The organism is Roseburia sp. TF10-5 (genome assembly GCF_003462365.1).
Taxonomy (GTDB): domain Bacteria; phylum Bacillota; class Clostridia; order Lachnospirales; family Lachnospiraceae; genus Roseburia; species Roseburia faecis.
Window position 1 is genome coordinate 1 of record NZ_QTYW01000010.1, and the last position, 19,145, is coordinate 19,145.

Sequence of the window (19,145 nt, forward strand, 5' to 3'; positions counted from 1 at the left end):
AACAACAAAAAATACCGTATTTATGCGGTGTTTGGCGTTTCGCAAACGCCTATAGAGTTGAGGTTAAAGGAAAGGAGATGTTTTACATAGAAGCTGTAGTAAAGGATATGGATGTTGTAGAAGATAGAACAGCAATGGAAACATTATTTTCTTATCTCGATAAAGGAATTGATGATATGGAAGCAGGGCGGCTTCATACCGTTGATGATGCATTTCAGATTATCAGAGATAGGATGAAAAATGAATTATAGAGTACTAATCACAGATGAAGCAACGGATGATGTATTCAATTTGGTTAAGTATATTCAGGTTGATTTATGTAATCCAGATGCTGCAAATAAGTTATATACGAATTTAAATAGGGAAGTCAATAACATGGGTGACTTCCCTTTAAAATTTGCTGATTCAGGGATAAAGTATAGAGGATATATAATACATAAAAAGATATATCAGTCATATTTATTGTTTTATATCATAAGCGACGAGAATCAGACAGTATATGTTCTTCGTATTTTGAAGGATATTATGAATTGGCGCAATATATTGCAAAAAAAAATATCTATCATTTTTCAAATTATAGATGATAAAAGTAAGTGGTCGGAATCAAGCCTCCAAGTCTTCCAAAGATTTGGAGGTTTTCTTCTGCCCATTTTCAGAGGAGAATAATTTTCGAAACAAACAATCTGTGATACAATGTCCTTGAAGGTATTCAGAATAGAATTGGAGCGACCGTTGATACAACGGACCAGGAATCCTCACGCTTGTCATCAAATACAGCAGAAGCATTGTCGAGGAATTCTTTTTTCCAGTTGCGGAGCAGATTCGGCCGATTTGGAAGAAAGGCGGCGGATGTACTCAGTTCTTTACAGCTTATGGTGCAGATAATGCAAAAAATTGATTGTATAAAAGAAATGGGTAAGTTATAATATAGGCGTGGTCAGATGCCTTTTTGGGGATGACGATATCTGTTACAAAAAGGAGAAAGACCAGTGAATACAGAATTGAAAAATGAAGTGAAAGCGATTATTGCAGGAAAAGAACCTGCACTTGCATAAAGTTATGTAAGAAAAAGAGCCTTTGAGTTAAAATGACTTGGAGGCTCCTGTTATTTTTCAGTAAGGAGTTAGGAGTAGTAAATGGATATTAATAGACAGCAGAAAGCTCCAATTTATGAGGCACTTGAGGAATTTAAAAAAAGAAGAGTGGTTCCATTTGACGTGCCTGGGCACAAAAGAGGCAGGGGAAACCCGGAACTGGTACAGCTGCTTGGACAAAAGTGCGTGGAACTGGACGTAAATTCCATGAAACCACTGGATAATTTGTGCCATCCGGTTTCTGTTATCCGCGAAGCAGAAGAACTGACGGCAGATGCATTTGGCGCAGAAAATGCATTCCTCATGGTTGGGGGAACGACATCGGCAGTGCAGGCAATGATATTGTCAATCTGTAAGGCGGGCGATAAAATTATATTACCGAGAAATGTCCATAAAAGTGCACTTAATGCACTGGTGCTCTGTGGGGCAGTTCCGGTTTATGTGAATCCGGAGATGAATGCGAAACTTGGGATTTCTCTCGGAATGGAAATAGACCAGGTTGCCAGGGCGATTGAGGACAACCCGGATGCAAAAGCGGTTCTGGTAAACAATCCGACGTATTACGGGATATGTTCAGACCTCCGGGCAATCGTAAAACTTGCTCATTCCAGAGGAATCAAGGTGCTTACAGATGAAGCACATGGGACGCATCTGTATTTTGGGGAAAACCTTCCGGTATGTGGTATGGCAGCAGGCGCAGACATGTCTGCCATCTCCATGCACAAATCCGGGGGAAGCCTTACACAAAGCTCCATCCTTCTTACCGGGAAAGCGGTAAAAGCAGATCATGTCAGGCAGATTATCAATCTGACACAGACAACCAGTGCATCGTATCTCCTTTTATCGAGTCTTGATATTTCAAGAAGAAATCTTGCGTTGCGGGGAAGAGAATCTTTTGCCAGAGTTGCAAAAATGGCAGAATATGCCAGAAATGAAATCAATTCTATTGGCGGGTACTATGCCTATGGGCGTGATCTGGTAAATGGAACCAGCATTTACGATTACGATGTCACCAAGCTGTCCGTTTATACACTGGATATCGGGCTTGCCGGAATAGAAGTATATGACCTGCTCCGGGATGAATATGACATACAGATCGAATTCGGTGATATCTGTAATATCCTTGCGTATATTTCCATTGGTGACAGAATTCAGGATATTGAGAGACTCGTAGGGGCATTGCAGGATATCAAGAGGTTATACAGCAGGGACAGGACAGGGCTTTTGTCCGGGGAATATATCAATCCGGAGGTGGCGGTATCTCCGCAGAAAGCTTTTTATGCAGAAAAAAAATCGCTAAGCATAAAAGATTCCGTGGGATGCATCAGTGGAGAGTTTGTCATGTGCTACCCACCGGGGATTCCGATTCTTGCCCCGGGGGAACGGATTACAAAAGAGATTGCGGAATATATTCTGTATGCAAAAGAAAAAGGATGCTCCATGCAGGGAACCGAAGATCCGGCAGTGGAATATCTTCAGGTACTGGCATGAGTGGCAACAGGAGGTAAAGATATGCAAATGTGGTTTTCGGAATATCATACAGTTAATGTAAAACTGGATGTCCGGATAGAGGAGCAGCTTTTTTCGGGGAAAAGTGAATATCAGAAGATAGATGTATTTAAATCCTATGAATTTGGAAAAATGGCAGCATTGGATGGTGAAATTGTTTTTTCCGATGCAGATGAATTTATATATGATGAAATGGTGACCCATGTGCCGATGGCAGTCCATCCCAATGCAAAAAAAATTCTGATTATCGGTGGCGGGGATGGGGGTGTGGCGAAAGAACTCATAAAATACCCGTTTGTTGAAAAGATTGACGTGGTAGAAACCGATAAAATGTTTGTGGATGTATGCAGAAAATTTTTCCCGGAGGTGGCATGTGGGTTAGAGGATCCCAGAATTTCAATGTACTATGATGATGGGCTTAGATTCCTGCGTGGGAAAAATGATGAATACGATCTGATCATCAACGATTCAACAGATCCATTGGGGCATACGGAAGGTCTTTTTACAAAAGAATTTTACGGAAGCTGTTATAAAGCTCTCCGGGAGGACGGAATCATGGTGTATCAGCATGGAAGCCCGTTTTATGACGAGGATGAGGCTGAATGCCGGAAAATGCACAGAAAAGTCTACAAGTCATTCCCGATCAGCCGGGTATACCAGGCACATATCCCGACCTGTCCTTCCGGATACTGGTTATTCGGATTCGCTTCTAAAAAGTATCATCCGCTGAATGATCTTGATGCAGAAAGATGGGATGCACTTGGAATGAAAACATGGTACTATACTACAAATTTACACCGGGGGGCATTTATGCTTCCAAAATATGTAGAGGACTTACTCGAAGAGGAAGAAACCCGGTAAAATAAATGATACAGGAGGAATAAAAATGAGCAGATTACTTATTATTGGATGTGGCGGTGTTGCACAGGTGGCAATCAGAAAATGCTGTCAGAACAGTGAAGTTTTCACGGACATCATGATTGCAAGCCGTACCCTGTCAAAATGTGACGATTTAAAGGCAAAACTTGAAGGGAAAACAGCTTCCAGAATTGAGACGGCAAGGGTTGACGCGGACAACGTGGAAGAATTAAAAACACTGATCCGTTCGTACCGGCCGGATGCAGTGCTCAATGTGGCACTCCCTTATCAGGATCTTACGATTATGGATGCATGTCTTGCTTGTGGAGTTGACTATATTGATACCGCAAACTACGAGTGCGAGGATACGCAAGATCCACAGTGGAGGGAAATTTATGAGAAGCGGTGCAAAAAACTGGGATTTACCGCTTACTTTGATTATTCCTGGCAGTGGGCTTATCAGGAAAAATTCAAGGAGGCAGGACTTACCGCAATTCTTGGAAGCGGGTTTGACCCTGGTGTCACATCGGTATTTACGGCATATGCGCAGAAACATTATTTTGATGAAATCCACACCATTGATATACTTGACTGTAATGGCGGAGATCATGGATATCCGTTTGCCACAAACTTTAATCCGGAGATAAATCTTCGGGAGGTATCCGCTAACGGTTCCTACTGGACGGATGGGCACTGGGTAGAAACCGAGCCAATGGAGTGGCGGGCACAGTATAATTTTGACCAGGTCGGAGAAAAAGATATGTATCTTCTCCACCATGAGGAAATAGAATCCCTTGCCAAAAATATTCCGGGTGTGAAAAGAATCCGGTTTTTCATGACGTTTGGACAGAGTTATCTTACACACATGAAATGCCTTGAGGATGTGGGAATGCTCCGGACAGATCCGATTATGGTAGACGGAAAAGAAGTGGTGCCGTTACAGGTGTTAAAAGAACTGCTTCCGGATCCGGCATCACTTGGACCACGGACAGTAGGGAAGACAAATATCGGATGTATTTTTAATGGGATAAAGGACGGAAAAAAGAAATCTATTTATATTTATAATGTATGTGACCATCAGGAATGCTACAAAGAAGTGGAATCACAGGCAGTTTCCTACACAACAGGAGTACCGGCAATGATAGGTTCCATGATGGTTGTGACAGGACTCTGGAAAAAGCCCGGGGTATTCAATCTTGAGGAGATGGATCCGGATCCGTATATGGAGGCACTGAATAAATTTGGTCTTCCATGGAAGGTAGTTGAAAATCCGGTATCCGTGGATTGTTACAAGACAGCAGACCCTTCTGTTCATATGGATTGAGCCGGAGGGAAGGATGAAGATTAGTGAACTGAAAACTCCCTGCTACGTGATAGATGAGGGAAAACTGACAGAAAACCTGAAGATTTTGCATCATGTAATGCAGAGAACGGGCGCAAAGATCCTTCTTGCACAGAAAGCATTCAGCGCATTTTGTGAATATCCCCTGATTGGAAAATATTTAAGCGGGACGACGGCAAGCGGGCTGTATGAAGCACGGCTGGCACAGGAAGAGATGGGAAAAGAAAACCATGTCTTCTGTCCGGCATATCTGCCGGAAGAAATGGACGAACTGGTAAAAATATGTGACCATATTGTTTTTAATTCCGTTTCCCAGTTTCTGGTTCATAAGGAAAAAATCAAAGAAGCAGCCGCAGAGGTAAGTACAGGACTTAGAATTAACCCGGAGTGTTCTACACAGGAAGGGCATGAGATTTATGATCCGTGCGGTACAGGTTCAAGGCTTGGTATAACGAGGGCAGAGCTTGACAAAGCCATACAAAACGATTTTGACCTGTCGCAGATAGATGGGTTTCACTTCCATACGCTCTGTGAACAGAATTCGGATGCCCTGGAAACGACACTTGATGCCGTGGAAAAAAAGTTCGGAGATCTGCTGTACGGACGGAAATGGCTTAATATGGGTGGCGGACATCATATCACAAAAGCCGGTTACGACATGGAAAAACTGGAGGACTGCATCCGGCGCATGCAGGAAACATATGACCTTGAAATTTATCTTGAGCCGGGGGAGGCAGTAGCCCTGAATGCAGGCTATCTTGAGACAACCGTACTCGATATTGTCGAAAACAATGGGATAAAGATACTGGTTCTGGACACTTCGGCGGCATGCCATATGCCGGATGTACTCGAAATGCCGTACCGTCCGCCGCTTAAGGACAGTGGAAAAGCAGGGGAGAAAGCATATACATACCGGCTTTCTTCCTGTACCTGTCTGGCAGGTGATGTGATCGGTGATTACTCATTTGATAAAGCGATAAAAGTGGGTGACAGGCTTACATTCTGTGACATGGCAATTTATTCCATGGTCAAAAATAATACGTTTAACGGTATGCCGCTTCCGGATATCGCGGTTATGGGGGCGGATAAAGAATGCAGGGTAATCAGGAGATTTGGATATGAAGATTTTAAAGGAAGGCTGTCCTAGCCAGGATGGATTTCATATGCCAGCGGAGTATGAACCGCATAAAGGGACAATACTTATATGGCCGAAACGGCCGGGTTCCTGGATATATGGTGCAAAAAAGGCAAGAGAGGCTTTTGCGGATGTCATATGTGCCACTGCGGAATCCGAGACGGTATATCTGCTGGTGGAAGCAGGGGAGCTGGATCATGCACAAATGATCATTGAAGCTGTCCGGAAAGAAAAAAACTATCAGAAAAATTATCCGGTCCATTATATGGAAATTGCATCGGATGATGCATGGGCGAGGGATGTCGGACCGACCTTTGTTGTCAATGGGCAGGGGCAGGTACGGGGAATTGACTGGTGTTTTAATGCATGGGGTGGAATCTGTGACGGATTGTATGCAGACTGGGAAAAGGATGATAAAGTAGCGTCCTCTTTTTGCCGGAAGACAGAATATGATCTGTATGATGCGCATCCGTTTGTGTTAGAAGGCGGGGCAATCCATACCGATGGAGAGGGAACCATCCTTGTGACAGAAAGCTGTCTGCTCAGCAAAGGCAGGAATCCGGAACTTTCAAAAGAAAAGATCGGACAGAAGTTAAAGGATTATCTTGGGGCAGAAAAAATCATCTGGATTCCATATGGAATCTACAACGATGAGACAAACGGACACATAGACAATGTCTGTGCATTTACCGCTCCCGGACATGTGGTGCTTGCGTGGACGGAGGATCCCAAAGATCCGCAGTATCCCTTGTCATCTGCAGATCTTGCAATATTGGAAAAAGAGACAGATGCCAGGGGGCGGAAGCTCATAGTCCACAAAGTCCCGGTTCCGGGGAAGCCGGTTTGTATAACGGAATATGAACTTGCTGGTTTTTCCTTTGAAGAGGGGGAGGAGCAGCGAAAAGCAGGGGAGCGGCTTGCCGCAAGCTATGTTAATTTTTATATTACAAATGGAGGAGTCCTGATTCCCCAGTTTGGTGATGAGATGGATGCAGAGGCTGTGAACATCATAGGGGGGCTTTTTCCCGGAAGGAAGGTATACCCGGTTTACGCACGTGATATTATTGTCGGTGGTGGGAACATTCATTGTATTACACAGCAGATACCGGCTGATTCCGGGAGGATGGGAGGAGCATGATATGAGAAAAACCACAGTGGCTGCCATACAGATGGGCTGCGGCAGCGATGTAAAAGAAAATATAGAAAAAGCATCGGAACTGATCAGGGAGGCCGCTGCACAGGGGGCGCAGGTCATTCTTCCTCCTGAACTTTTCGAAAGACCGTATTTCTGTCAGGAGAGAAGGTATGAATATTATGGATATGCAAGAACGCTGGAGGAAGATGATGCTGTCATCCATATGAAAAAACTGGCAAAAGAGCTGGAAACGGTGATTCCGGTGAGCTTTTATGAAGCCGGGGATCACAGACAGATGTTCAATTCCGTGGCAGTCATTGATGCCGATGGAAGTGTGCGCGGCATTTACAGGAAAACACATATTCCGGACGACCATTATTATCAGGAAAAATTTTATTTTACGCCCGGTGATACAGGGTTTCGGGCATTTAAAACCAGATATGGGACGATTGGGGTTGGAATCTGCTGGGATCAGTGGTTTCCGGAGACGGCAAGAGGCATGGCACTAAAAGGGGCGGAACTCCTTTTTTATCCAACTGCAATCGGAAGCGAGCCGATACTTGGCTGCGACAGCATGCCGCACTGGAGACGGTGCATGATGGGGCATGCGGCATGTAATCTTATGCCGGTCATTGCTGCAAACAGGATCGGGACAGAAACCGTGGAACCGTGCGCGGAAAATGGACAGCAGAGCTCAGCCCTCACGTTTTACGGTTCCTCTTTTATCACAGACGCAACAGGGGAAGTGACAGAAGAGATGGACAGGGTATCAGAAGGCTTTATCCTGCATACGTTTGATCTGGATGAAATAGAAGAAGAAAGAAGAAGCTGGGGGCTGTTCCGGGACAGAAGACCGGAAATATATTTGAAAGAATAATGACGGCGCGGCTGCACATATGGAAAATTTTTGTCATATGATAAAGCATACCTGAATAAAATGAAAGGATGCAAAAAAATGGCAATATTTACCATCAGGCACAGCTCCGCTATGGAAACGCTGTAGCCAATTCCAACGTTGCAGTGGGAGAAATCCTTGAGGTACTTGCCGCAACCAAAACTGCGGTACGCAAAACATACGGGCAGAATGACCGTGTCACCTATGTTGTGAGCATAGTGAATTCCGGAAATACAGCCATGACAGGACTGACGGTTGCAGATGATCTGGGGGCATATGCATTTGGCACAGACACACTGGTGCCACTGACGTATGTGGCAGATACCGTGCGTTATTACAGCAATGGAATCTTACAGACCACACCGGCAGTCACGGCAGGACCACCCCTTTCCGTTTCCGGGATCAGTGTACCGGCGGGGGGAAACGTGACCATTGTATATGAGGCAGAAACCAATGCGTTTGCACCTCTTTTGGCGGAATCGGAGATTACCAACACGGTGACCGTTTCCGGAGGGGGAATTACACCGGTTACCGCAAAGGAAACCGTTATCGCGGAAAGTGGCCCGAAGCTGACAATCACCAAATCCGTCAGTCCGGTTCCGGTTACGGAAAATGGAACACTGACCTATACGTTCCTTATCCAGAATACCGGAAATACTGCGGCACTGGCGGCAACCGGCGCAGTGGTGACAGACACATTCGATCCGGTACTTTCGAATCTTGCGGTATCGTATAATGGAACGGCATGGTCGGATCCGGCAAATTATTCCTACAATGCCACGACCGGTACGTTTGCGACGCAGGAAGGGCAGATTACCGTACCGGCAGCAACCTTTACGCAGGATGCCACAACCGGCGAGTGGACAGTGACACCGGGCGCAGGCACACTTACCGTAACCGGAACAATCTGAGTTTTCTTTTCAGGGGATTACCACGAAATGGGTGGTAATCCCTTTTTTGCGTGACATGGCGCAGTGCTGAGTGAACAGGAACGTGGTGCTTGCATTTCCGGTATAGTTATGGAATAATTAAAAAAACATATGAATGCAAAATATAAAGTATAAAGGACAGGGTGAGAAACTGAAAGATGAAAAAGTATATGGGGAATAAAAAGGAAGTACTTTTATTTTATCTTCTGATGATTGCGGTGATTGGCTGGTTTGTGGTAGCGGAGACGGTGTATCCGTCAGAACGGATCAAAGTATCCAGACCGGAGAATCTTACATACAGGGGGACATTTACCTGGGAAAGAGATCAATGATGACCATTATGGACAGAAGCGTATTATATCAGATTAACAGTCTGGAGAAACCACAGAAAATCAGTGGATTCTTAAAAGAAAAAGGGTATTCCCGGCAGAATCTTGTGGATCTGCGCAAAGATGAACAGGCAATTTGCCTGAACGGGACGTATGTACATATGAACCACATGCTTGCAGAAGGAGATGTTCTGACCGTATGGATTCGGGAAACGGATAATTCCGGACAGATCCGTCCGGTAAAACTGCCGTTTGTCATCGTTTATGAGGATGAGGATCTGCTTGTGATCAACAAACCGGCAGGAATGCCGGTTCATCCATCCCGTGGAAATCCGGAGAATTCTCTCGGCAATGCACTGGCATGGTATTTCAAAGAGCAGGGGGTTCCCTTTGTGTTCCGCTGTATCAACCGGCTGGACCGGGATACCTCCGGGCTTACTATTGTGGCAAAACATGCGGTTTCTGCGGCGATCCTCGGGCAGATGGTGCGGGCAAAAGCCGAGCAGGGACTAAAAGCACCCGGGATTCACCGGACGTATTTTGCGATTGTGGAGGGAAAGGTTATGCCGGTTTCCGGTGTCATTGATGCACCGATTGCCAGACAGGAGGACCGCTGCCTGCGCCGTGTGGTTGATTTTAAGCGGGGAGACCGGGCGGTGACGCATTACCAGATTTTGACCGGATGGCAGACCGGAAATGCACAGAAGTTCCGAAGTCTGGTGAAACTTCAGCTGGAGACCGGGAGAACCCACCAGATCCGCGTGCATATGGCATATCTGGGACATCCGCTGGTGGGGGATTTCCTGTACAATCCGGCATACGGGGAAAATCAGATTGACCGTCGGGACGATGAAAATTCCGGGGAGAAACAGATTTTTCAGGGAAAGACTTTTTCCTGTGGAAAAGAGCAATATGATATTGGCCGTCAGGCACTGCATGCATGGAAACTTTCATTTCCCCATCCCATGACAGGGGAGCCGATGGAGTTTACGGCTCCGCTGCCACCGGATATGCAAAAGCTGATACCAGAAGAAGCATTGCCTTCTGTGTAATCATAACAGGGAAACATGCACAGATGTGGATTATATACGCTGTGCGCAGATATCATGTAGGCAGCAGTGCTCACAGTGCGGAGTCGTGCGTGCGCTGCAGATGTCACGCCCGTGCAGCACAAAGCGGTGGCATAAATCATTCCCTTCTTCCGGCGGAATGATTTTCCACAATTCCATTTCTACTTTCTTTGGATCTTTGATGTGATCCACCAATCCGATCCGGTTACAAAGGCGGATGCAGTGCGTGTCCGTCACGATCGCCGGTTTTCCAAATACATCTCCCATAATCAGGTTGGCACTTTTACGCCCGACACCCGGCAGCTTTAACAGGGCATTAAAATCGTTTGGAACATTTCCACCATACACATCCCGCAGCATCCGCATGCAGGCACTGATATCCCTTGCCTTGCTTTTTCCCAGTCCACAGGGACGCACAATTTCTTCGATTTCTTCCACAGGAGCATCTGCTAAAGCATTGACATCCGGGAATTTTTCATATAGTTTGGGTACGATCATATTCACGCGGGCATCCGTACACTGTGCCGCCAGCCGCACACTGACGAGCAACTTCCAAGCCTCATTGTAATCTAAGCTGCAGGCCGCATCCGGGTATGCCTGCTTCAGTCGCGCAATTACTTCCAGTGCCAGTTTCTTTTTTTCATCTATATTCATCATCCTATATTCTCCGTAACTTTCTGTTATGTGTAAGCAAATTTATTATACCACGTGCCAAAACAGAAGCAAATGGATTTGTGATCCTTATCCTGGTACTTATCTTTTTTCCAACACACAGGAAGAAGGGAATCATTTCTTTTGAAAGAACAAATTTGCAACTGCTCCGGAGTTCCATCAAATAACGCAAATAGCGTAATCCTGCAAACCCGCAAATACGTACGTGAAATCAGGACCGGAGCTGACTTGCAAATTTTTCTGGAAAAAGAGAATGACTCCCTTCTTCCGTCGTTTTGAAAAAAACTTATGTTTAAACCAATTCCCCTCCCGAAAAAAATATGCTATATTGAAGTAAATTTCTGGAAAACACAATGGAGGAAAACATGGAGAGAATCAATGCAGTCACCTTTGCACCATTTTGCGCAAGAGGTACATTTGAAAAAGAAGAAACCAGACAGAGCTTAAAGCTCATGAAAGAAAAGACGGGGGCAAATTATGTCATTTTTGCACCGAACGGTATGCAAAAGACCGCATTTTCCGAGGAGATTGATTATCGGACAGACCGGAATGTGACCGATGAAGAACTGATCGCCATGATCGGCTATGCCAAAGAACTGGGGCTTAACGTTGCCTTGAAACCGACCGCAAACTGCGCGGATGGAACCTGGCGGGCACATATCAATTTTTTTGATGAAGATGTCGTGTGTGAACCGAAGTGGAGCAATTGGTTCGCCTCTTACCGGGCATTTCAGGAACACTATGCCGGACTTGCGCAGCAGTGCGGAGTGGATCTGTTTATTGCAGGCTGCGAGATGGTGCAGACCGAGCGCCGCGAAGCGGAATGGCGGGAAGTGATTGCGGCAATCCGCCGGAAGTATGATGGACTGGTTTCCTACAATACGGATAAGTACCAGGAACACAATGTGAAATGGTGGGATGCGGTAGATGTGATTTCGTCCAGCGGGTATTATCCGATCAACGACTGGGACAATCAGCTGGATCGTATTGAACAGGTCGTAAAGAAGTTTGACAAGCCGTTTTTCTTTGCCGAGGCAGGCTGCATGTCTGTGGAAGGCTCGAATCAGGTGCCAAACGACTGGGGCGTGCAGGGCGCGTATGACGAAAAAGGACAGGCAGACTGGTTCCGGACAATGTTTGCCGCCTGCCAAAAGAGAGAATGGGTAGGCGGATTTGGAATCTGGGAGTGGGCGGCCTGGCATGGAAACGGCACAAAACCAGTCAAAAGAAACGATTATGAAGTGTATGGAAAAGAAGCACTCGAAGTGATTTGTCGGAAATATTCACAAGTTTTGGAATGAAAATTTAGCTTAATTCCGATTAAAAATATATTTACACAAACTTAAATTATGGTATACTAAAATAAAAAAGCCGAATAGAAGGGGGACCTGAAATGAGTTATATGGATACATACAAAAAATGGTGCACAGACAGTTATTTTGATGAAGAAACCAGAAAAGAACTGCTGGCACTACAAGGAAATGATGCAGAGATCGAGGATCGTTTTTACCGTCAGCTGGAGTTTGGTACTGGTGGTCTGCGCGGGGTAATCGGCGCAGGAACAAACCGTATGAATATTTATACGGTTCGTCAGGCAACCCAGGGACTGGCAAACTACATCATTTCCCAGAACGGACAGGACAAGGGAGTTGCGATCGCATACGATTCCCGTATCATGTCCCCGGAGTTTTCCGATGAGGCAGCGCTCTGCCTGAATGCAAATGGTATCAAAACCTACCGTTTTGAATCCCTGCGTCCGACACCGGAGCTGTCCTTTTCTGTTCGGGAACTTGGATGTATTGCAGGTATTGTAATTACGGCAAGCCATAATCCACGCGAGTATAACGGATACAAAGTATACTGGGAGGATGGCGCACAGATCACACCTCCACACGATAAAAATATTCTTGCAGAAGTGGCAAAAGTCACTGATTTTTCACAGGTAAAGACTATAATGAAATCTGAGGCCGAAGCTGCAGGACTTTATCATACCATCGGAAAAGAAATGGATGACCGCTATATGGAAGAACTCAAAAAACAGTCGATCCACCCGGAAATCATCAAAGCGATGGCAAAAGATATCAAGATCGTTTACACTCCGTTACATGGAACAGGAAATCTCCCGGTACGCCGTGTATTAAAAGAACTAGGATTTGAAAATGTCTATGTAGTAAAAGAGCAGGAACTTCCGGATGGAAATTTCCCGACCGTTTCCTATCCGAATCCAGAGTCGCCAAAGGCATTTGAGCTTGCGCTGAAACTGGCAAAAGAAGTAGATGCGGATATCGTTCTGGCAACCGATCCGGATGCCGATCGTCTGGGTGTTTATGCAAAGGATACCAAGACAGGAGAGTATGTAAGTTTTACTGGAAATATGTCCGGTATGCTGATTGCAGAGTACATTCTGCGTGAGAAAAAAGCAAACGGAACACTCCCGGCAAACGGTGCACTGGTAGAGACCATCGTAACCACCGACATGGCAAAGGCAATCGCAAAAGCTTACGGAGTAAAACTGATCGAGGTACTGACCGGATTTAAGTATATCGGTGAGCAGATCAAATTTTTTGAGCAGCAGAACAGTTATGAGTACGTCTTTGGCCTGGAAGAAAGCTACGGATGTCTGGCAGGTACTTATGCAAGAGATAAGGATGCCTGTGTGGCAGTCATGATGCTCTGCGAAGTGGCAGCATGGTGCAAATCCAACGGAATCACCCTCTGGGATGCCATGGTTTCCCTGTATGAGACTTACGGTTATTACAAAGAAGGTCTTGAGACTATGACCTTAAAGGGTATGGACGGAGCAGAAAAGATTCAGAGCATGATGAACGAGATGCGCAGCAACCCGCCGAAAAAGATCGGTGCATGGGATGTTTTAGCACTTCGTGATTACAAGAAAGATACAAGAACAGATATGACAAGCGGAGAAGTTACACCAACCGGACTTCCGGAAAGTAACGTTCTTTACTATGAACTGAGCAACAATGCATGGTGTTGTGTACGTCCATCCGGAACAGAGCCAAAGATCAAATTCTATTTTGGTGTTGTCGGAACGGATATCAAAGATTCCGAAAAGAAATTGGATGAGCTGCGCACCGCGATGCTTACATACGCAGGAGAATAAACTTTATGGATGATCAGAAGAATATAAAACCGGATTTTTCCAAAGCAGGAGAAGACAGCATCCTCTATAAAAAAGAGGAGCCGAAGACAGAAAGAGAAAAGTTAAAGGAGCTGCATGGAAAAGATAAAATATGGTATCTGGTTCATTACTATGGATTGCAGACCATTGTCGCACTTGCCATTATAGGAATCATCAGCTTTCTGATCATCCATTATGTTACGCAAAAAGATACCGCACTGGAAATTATGGCGGTAAATGCCATGCAGTCTGAGGACAATCCGGCTGGGAATTCCGGTTATTATAATGATTTCCTAAAAGAAAACGGACTGGATCCGGATAAAAGCGAAGTGCTTGTCAGCAGTAATCTGGGAGCCTCGGCAAATGAAAACGACGGGGCATCTGCAGAGAGCATTCAGATGATTCAGAGCCGTTTTATGACACAGTCGGTAGATGTCTTTTTTGCGGATTATGATTTCTTTTATTCACTGGGAGAGTTTGACTATCTGGCAGACATCCGGGAATATTTGCCAGAAGAATTGCTGGAAAAATATAAGGACGATCTGGTGTATGTAAAAAGTACCGAAACAGGGAAAAAATATCCGATTGGCATAAAGTTAGAAAAAAATGCCTGGGTGAAGGAAACCGGCTGGTATCCGGATACCTGTGTGGTAGGCCTGGCAGATGGCTTAAAAAACAAAGACCTGGCCGTGAAGTTTATAGAAGAAAAAATACTGGAGGAGTAACATGAGTATTGTATTTGATGAAAATCTGGATCTGTTCCGTCTGGAGACGGCCAATACCAGCTATATCATAGGTCTTGCAGACCACCGGACCTTTGTAGGTCATGTATATTATGGCAGGCGTGTGCGCGGGCAGGATCTGCGCTACCTGCTTCGTACCGGAGAGGCACCGTTTGTTCCATCGGAGAATGAAAGAGAGCGCTGCTCTTTTTATGATACATTTCCATCGGAGTATTCTGGAAACGGAGTGGGAGATTATCGGGAAAGCAGCATTGCTGTGCGCACACAGGCTGGACAGCATGCGGTTATGCCGACCTATGTCTCTTATGAAATTACAGATCAGAAACCAGAACTTCCGGGACTGCCGTCTGCTTTTGACCGGGAGAATACCGCACAGACACTGATTCTTCACTGCAGGGATGAAGTGTTACAGCTGGATGTGGATCTGTATTATACCGTGTTTGAAGAAAATGATATGATTACAAGAAGCGTGCGTATCTGTAATCACAGCAAAGAGGCTGTTTATCTTACGAAAGCATACTCCGCATGCCTTGATATGGATGACGATGGATACGAGATGCTGACACTTCACGGTTCCTGGGGGAGAGAGCGCCAGATGGACCGCCGTCCGATCGGTTATGGAAAGACCAGCGTGGGAAGTATCCGCGGGGAGTCTTCCCATCAGGAGCACCCGTTTATGGCATGGATGAAATCATCCAGTACACAGACCGCCGGCGAAGTATATGCCATGCATTTTATTTATTCCGGCAATTTTATTGCGCAGCTGGAAAAGAGCCAGTTTGACAGCATCCGTGCAGTCATGGGGATTCATCCGGCAGATTTTTCCTGGAAACTGGAAAGCGAAGAAGTCTTTTATACACCGGAAGTGGCACTTACCTTCTCCGCAGAGGGACTTGGAAAAATGACGAGAAATTTCCATGATTTCTATCGCCAGCATCTGATCCGCAGCAAATACCGCAACCAGAAGCGCCCGATTCTGATTAACAACTGGGAAGCAACCTACTTTGATTTCAATACTGAAAAACTTTTGGATATTGCAAAACTTGCCTCTCAGTACGGAATTGAAATGCTGGTTATGGATGATGGCTGGTTTGGACACCGCAACGATGACAGTACAAGTCTTGGAGACTGGTTTGTGAATGAAAAGAAACTGCCGGGCGGATTGAACTATCTGGTAGATGAAGTGAATAAACTTGGCATGAAATTCGGTATCTGGATGGAGCCGGAAATGATTTCCCCGGATTCGGAATTGTACAAAGAGCATCCGGACTGGGCAATTGCTGTGAAAGGACGCACCGGAACGCTTTCGAGAAATCAGTATGTCCTTGATTTCAGCAGAAAAGATGTGAGGGACTGCATCTATGAAAAGATCCGTGCAATTTTAAGCAGTGCCAATATCGAATATGTGAAGTGGGATATGAACCGTCAGCTTACCGATCTGGGAAGCCTTGCGCTTCCGGCAGACCGTCAGGGGGAGTTAAGCCACCGTTATGTGCTTGGTGTGTATGAGATGCAGGAACGCCTGACCCATGATTTCCCGGATCTTCTTCTGGAGAACTGTTCCGGTGGTGGAGCACGTTTTGATCCGGGTATGCTTTATTACAGCCCACAGATCTGGTGCTCGGATGATACGGATGCAATCGAAAGACTTGGCATTCAGGAAGGTACGGCACTGATTTATCCACTGTCCGCAATGGGAGCACACGTTTCGGACTGCCCGAACCATACCGTGGGCAGAAATACCCCGTTTAAGACAAGAGGGGAAGTTGCCCTGGCAGGAACCTTTGGTTATGAGCTGGATATCACAAAGATTGCAAAGGAAGAGCAGGAACAGATTCCACAGCAGACAGCTATGTATCACAAGTATAACGATCTGGTAAGGGAGGGGGATTATTATCGTATCGCGTCGTACCGTGAAAATCATTTCTATGATTGCTATATGGTAGTATCCAAAGATAAAAAAGAGGCATTGGTTACTTTCGTGACTGTACACGCACGCCCGAATTACCACAGTTTAAAAGTACGTCTGCAGGGACTGAATCCGAATCTGGATTATCGTCTGGAAGGTGAGATGGAGAACGAATGCGTATATGGTGGAGATCTGCTTATGAATGCCGGTATGCTGGTTCCTTCTGAGCAGGGGGATTACCGAAGTTATCTGTACCATTTTGTGGCAGATTAATTGACAGAAGAAAAAAAAGAATGTAAAATTAACTTAAATTAGCCGGTTTATGTGGCTGCATAAATGAATGAGTATGAAAATATCGAGGGAATTATGGCAAAAGCAGTAAAACTTGCAGATATTGCGGAACAGGTTGGTGTCAGCACGGTAACTGTTTCAAAAGCTTTGTCCGGACAAAAAGGTGTCAGCGAGGAAATGCGGGAGAAAATAAAGAATCTTGCAGAAGAACTTGGATACCGCAGTCCTTCAGAGACGAAACGGCAGTCTGCGGAAAAACAATATAATATCGGAGTCCTGATACAGGAAGTATATCTGGACAAATACGATTCCTTTTACTGGAAAATGTATCAGGAAGTAAACAAGAGGGCAGTTTCCCGTGGGTGTTTTACGCTGCTCGAAAGTATTTCAAGGGAGAGTGTGCTGGAAAACCAGATGCCGCTTCTGCTTCAGGAAAAAAAGGTGGATGGTCTGATTATTCTCGGAGATATGACAAAGCCGTACATTGAACAGATTGAAAAAGAGGGCGGCGTGCCAGTGGTCTGTCTGGATTTTTATAACGATGCCGTTGGTCTTGACACCGTGATTTCCAACAGTTTTTATGGAACCTATGCGCTGACCAATTATCTGTTTTCCATGGGGCATAAAAAAATTGCCTATGTGGGAACCGTTGGTATGACGAACAGTATTACAGACCGTTACCTTGGTTATCTGAAATCAATGATGGAACACGGCATGGATGTGCCAAAAGATTATGTAATGGATGACCGGGATACCAAAACCGGGCGGATGGATCTGGAAAAATATTATAAATTTCCGAAAGATATGCCGACGGCATTTGTCTGTAACTGCGATCTTGCAGCTTCGTATCTGATCCGGAAACTTGAAAATGAAGGCTACCGGATTCCGGAAGATGTTTCCGTCGTGGGATTTGATAATTTTCTTTATCCGGGGCTGTGCGATATCGGAATTACAACATATGAGGTGGATATATCGGAGATGGCACGCAGAGCCATTCATAAGATTGTCCGCAAAATTGCAAATGAAAACTATACAGCCGGTGTGTTCATTGTAGATGGACATGTGGTATTTAAAGATAGTGTAGCTCGGATATAGAAACCGGGGCATCCTGCTTAAATGCAAGTGGGGTTGCCCCGGTTTCCCGTTTAAACAGATTGATAAAATGATTGGTATTATGAATTCCTACCTTGCTTCCGATTTCGTGGATGGTGTCGTTGGTAGTCAGAAGCAGTTTTTTAGCCTCTTCAATCCGCTTATGGTTTAAGTACTGGACAGGAGAAGCCCCATAGTATTTAGAAAACTCGCGGCAGATCCGGTATTTGCTGACGGAATACGTATTTTCCAGTTCGTCCAGTGAATAATTTTCTCCGTATTGTGTGTCAAATAAATGATGAATTTCCCGCAGATAATCCGGGATCGTATCCCGGTGTGTGGCAGGATGGCAGGAATAGACTGCCATTTCCGTAAGAATATTGGTAATCCACATGGAGATCCGGCAGACGGACAGAGGATCATTAAAAGTGTCTTTCTGCAGATTCTGTAAATGCTCCATCGTATGGAACAGCGTAAACATAGAAGAACTCTCTGCCGGATAGGCAAGAGGTGATGGGAGCAGTGTGTGAAACTGCAAGAGGGCAAGACCGGAAATATACATATGGAAATAGTGGCAGCGGCCTTTTAAAATTTCGATCGTGAGGGCACCGGAAATCGGAAGAAGTGCTGCGTGCCGGTCTGCCAGCCGACACGTATGATGTTCATCCGTTACAGAAAGAGTGCCTTCATATACATAAAAAAAATGATAAGGCGCGTTGATACGGAATGTCATGGAACAATTGTTCGGAAAGGAACAGATGCCTTTTCCGAGCAGATGAATAAAGCCGTCATCCGCTGGTGCGGACAGCGGAAAAGCCGTAAAGTTTTTCATGTTGTCAGATAATACATGCTTTGGCACCGTTCCTGTAATCCCATGATGCTGTAATTGTTCCATAAAATCATCCTCTTTCAATCATAACCAGTTTTTAATTAAGTATAATTGGATGAAAGGTAAAAAGCAATAATTTAAAATAAAATATAACTTAAAATTACTTTTTGAACA

Annotated in this window: 18 protein-coding genes; 16 read left to right on the forward strand and 2 right to left on the reverse strand. The window is 45.2% G+C overall.

Features of this window, described 5'->3' with window-relative positions; all coding sequences use genetic code 11:
• From DXD06_RS17105 to DXD06_RS10390, 11 genes are all read left to right on the forward strand, one after another.
• Positions 1-251 (forward strand): hypothetical protein (locus tag DXD06_RS17105; protein ID WP_207661913.1); only part of this gene is annotated, 251 nt, incomplete at its 5' end.
• Positions 241-666, forward strand: coding sequence for a type II toxin-antitoxin system RelE/ParE family toxin (locus DXD06_RS10350; RefSeq protein WP_243001014.1), 426 nt, complete (start codon positions 241-243; stop codon positions 664-666). The genes DXD06_RS17105 and DXD06_RS10350, both read left to right, overlap by 11 nt.
• A 470-nt stretch (positions 667-1,136) precedes the next feature.
• On the forward strand, positions 1,137-2,585 hold the full coding sequence (locus DXD06_RS10355; RefSeq protein WP_117831580.1) for an aminotransferase class I/II-fold pyridoxal phosphate-dependent enzyme: 1,449 nt from the start codon (positions 1,137-1,139) through the stop codon (positions 2,583-2,585).
• A gap of 21 nt (positions 2,586-2,606) precedes the next feature.
• Entirely contained in the window at positions 2,607-3,464 is an 858-nt protein-coding gene (gene speE / locus DXD06_RS10360; RefSeq protein ID WP_022046124.1) for a polyamine aminopropyltransferase, read from the forward strand.
• Positions 3,465-3,489: 25 nt separating this feature from the next.
• A complete protein-coding gene (locus DXD06_RS10365; RefSeq protein WP_055263982.1) occupies positions 3,490-4,785 on the forward strand; it encodes a saccharopine dehydrogenase family protein in 1,296 nt (431 codons plus the stop codon).
• 13 nt (positions 4,786-4,798) lie between these two features.
• Positions 4,799-5,950, forward strand: coding sequence for a carboxynorspermidine decarboxylase (nspC, locus tag DXD06_RS10370; protein ID WP_117831581.1), 1,152 nt, complete (start codon positions 4,799-4,801; stop codon positions 5,948-5,950).
• A complete protein-coding gene (gene aguA / locus DXD06_RS10375) occupies positions 5,922-7,076 on the forward strand; it encodes an agmatine deiminase (RefSeq protein ID WP_117831582.1) in 1,155 nt (384 codons plus the stop codon). The genes nspC and aguA overlap by 29 nt, the downstream gene beginning before the upstream one ends.
• Position 7,077: 1 nt before the next feature.
• Positions 7,078-7,950, forward strand: coding sequence for an N-carbamoylputrescine amidase (aguB, locus tag DXD06_RS10380; protein WP_117831583.1), 873 nt, complete (start codon positions 7,078-7,080; stop codon positions 7,948-7,950).
• Positions 7,951-8,018: 68 nt separating this feature from the next.
• Positions 8,019-8,879, forward strand: coding sequence for a hypothetical protein (locus DXD06_RS10385; protein ID WP_117831584.1), 861 nt, complete (start codon positions 8,019-8,021; stop codon positions 8,877-8,879).
• Positions 8,880-9,055: 176 nt separating this feature from the next.
• Positions 9,056-9,229: a hypothetical protein gene (locus DXD06_RS17110; RefSeq protein ID WP_158569520.1), complete on the forward strand. Its 174-nt coding sequence runs from the start codon at positions 9,056-9,058 to the stop codon at positions 9,227-9,229.
• Entirely contained in the window at positions 9,226-10,278 is a 1,053-nt protein-coding gene (locus DXD06_RS10390) for an RluA family pseudouridine synthase (RefSeq protein WP_117831586.1), read from the forward strand. Before DXD06_RS17110 ends, DXD06_RS10390 begins: the two co-directional genes overlap by 4 nt.
• Positions 10,279-10,308: 30 nt before the next feature.
• Here DXD06_RS10390 and DXD06_RS10395 read toward each other — a convergent pair whose 3' ends face one another.
• On the reverse strand, positions 10,309-10,953 hold the full coding sequence (locus DXD06_RS10395) for an endonuclease III domain-containing protein (protein WP_243001016.1): 645 nt from the start codon (positions 10,951-10,953) through the stop codon (positions 10,309-10,311).
• Between the two features lie 380 nt (positions 10,954-11,333).
• On the opposite strand from DXD06_RS10395, the gene DXD06_RS10400 reads away from it, so the two are divergent.
• The 5 genes from DXD06_RS10400 (at position 11,334) to DXD06_RS10420 (ending at position 18,145) form a co-directional block, all read left to right on the forward strand.
• Positions 11,334-12,269 carry a glycoside hydrolase family 113 gene (locus tag DXD06_RS10400; RefSeq protein WP_117831588.1) on the forward strand — a complete coding sequence of 312 codons (936 nt, stop codon included), beginning with the start codon at positions 11,334-11,336 and terminating at the stop codon, positions 12,267-12,269.
• A 92-nt stretch (positions 12,270-12,361) separates the two neighbouring features.
• The gene (locus tag DXD06_RS10405; RefSeq protein WP_117831590.1) at positions 12,362-14,089 is read left to right on the forward strand and encodes a phospho-sugar mutase; all 1,728 of its coding nucleotides are present in this window, start codon (positions 12,362-12,364) and stop codon (positions 14,087-14,089) included.
• Between the two features lie 5 nt (positions 14,090-14,094).
• A complete protein-coding gene (locus DXD06_RS10410; RefSeq protein ID WP_117831592.1) occupies positions 14,095-14,832 on the forward strand; it encodes a hypothetical protein in 738 nt (245 codons plus the stop codon).
• Between the two features lies 1 nt (position 14,833).
• Positions 14,834-17,032 (forward strand): alpha-galactosidase, encoded by a 2,199-nt coding sequence (locus DXD06_RS10415; protein ID WP_117831595.1) that lies wholly within the window; start codon positions 14,834-14,836, stop codon positions 17,030-17,032.
• A gap of 63 nt (positions 17,033-17,095) precedes the next feature.
• Positions 17,096-18,145 (forward strand): LacI family DNA-binding transcriptional regulator, encoded by a 1,050-nt coding sequence (locus DXD06_RS10420; protein WP_330418194.1) that lies wholly within the window; start codon positions 17,096-17,098, stop codon positions 18,143-18,145.
• Here the strand turns inward: DXD06_RS10420 and DXD06_RS10425 are convergent.
• On the reverse strand, positions 18,120-19,037 hold the full coding sequence (locus DXD06_RS10425; protein ID WP_117831597.1) for a helix-turn-helix transcriptional regulator: 918 nt from the start codon (positions 19,035-19,037) through the stop codon (positions 18,120-18,122). The two genes, DXD06_RS10420 and DXD06_RS10425, sit on opposite strands and share 26 nt — an antisense overlap.
• Positions 19,038-19,145 lie beyond the last annotated feature (108 nt).

What these genes read in the sequence shown, in the direction of transcription:
- aguA (WP_117831582.1), top strand. Translation starts at nt 5,922, where the DNA reads ATGAAGATTTTAAAGGAAGGCTGTCCTAGCCAGGATGGATTTCATATG.
- speE (WP_022046124.1), top strand. Translation starts at nt 2,607, where the DNA reads ATGCAAATGTGGTTTTCGGAATATCATACAGTTAATGTAAAACTGGAT.
- DXD06_RS10385 (WP_117831584.1), top strand. Translation starts at nt 8,019, where the DNA reads ATGCAAAAAAATGGCAATATTTACCATCAGGCACAGCTCCGCTATGGA.
- DXD06_RS10410 (WP_117831592.1), top strand. Translation starts at nt 14,095, where the DNA reads ATGGATGATCAGAAGAATATAAAACCGGATTTTTCCAAAGCAGGAGAA.
- DXD06_RS10405 (WP_117831590.1), top strand. Translation starts at nt 12,362, where the DNA reads ATGAGTTATATGGATACATACAAAAAATGGTGCACAGACAGTTATTTT.
- DXD06_RS10350 (WP_243001014.1), top strand. Translation starts at nt 241, where the DNA reads ATGAATTATAGAGTACTAATCACAGATGAAGCAACGGATGATGTATTC.
- DXD06_RS17110 (WP_158569520.1), top strand. Translation starts at nt 9,056, where the DNA reads ATGAAAAAGTATATGGGGAATAAAAAGGAAGTACTTTTATTTTATCTT.
- DXD06_RS10390 (WP_117831586.1), top strand. Translation starts at nt 9,226, where the DNA reads ATGATGACCATTATGGACAGAAGCGTATTATATCAGATTAACAGTCTG.
- DXD06_RS10365 (WP_055263982.1), top strand. Translation starts at nt 3,490, where the DNA reads ATGAGCAGATTACTTATTATTGGATGTGGCGGTGTTGCACAGGTGGCA.
- nspC (WP_117831581.1), top strand. Translation starts at nt 4,799, where the DNA reads ATGAAGATTAGTGAACTGAAAACTCCCTGCTACGTGATAGATGAGGGA.
- aguB (WP_117831583.1), top strand. Translation starts at nt 7,078, where the DNA reads ATGAGAAAAACCACAGTGGCTGCCATACAGATGGGCTGCGGCAGCGAT.
- DXD06_RS10420 (WP_330418194.1), top strand. Translation starts at nt 17,096, where the DNA reads ATGAATGAGTATGAAAATATCGAGGGAATTATGGCAAAAGCAGTAAAA.
- DXD06_RS10395 (WP_243001016.1), bottom strand. Translation starts at nt 10,953, where the DNA reads ATGATGAATATAGATGAAAAAAAGAAACTGGCACTGGAAGTAATTGCG.
- DXD06_RS10425 (WP_117831597.1), bottom strand. Translation starts at nt 19,037, where the DNA reads ATGGAACAATTACAGCATCATGGGATTACAGGAACGGTGCCAAAGCAT.
- DXD06_RS10400 (WP_117831588.1), top strand. Translation starts at nt 11,334, where the DNA reads ATGGAGAGAATCAATGCAGTCACCTTTGCACCATTTTGCGCAAGAGGT.
- DXD06_RS10415 (WP_117831595.1), top strand. Translation starts at nt 14,834, where the DNA reads ATGAGTATTGTATTTGATGAAAATCTGGATCTGTTCCGTCTGGAGACG.
- DXD06_RS10355 (WP_117831580.1), top strand. Translation starts at nt 1,137, where the DNA reads ATGGATATTAATAGACAGCAGAAAGCTCCAATTTATGAGGCACTTGAG.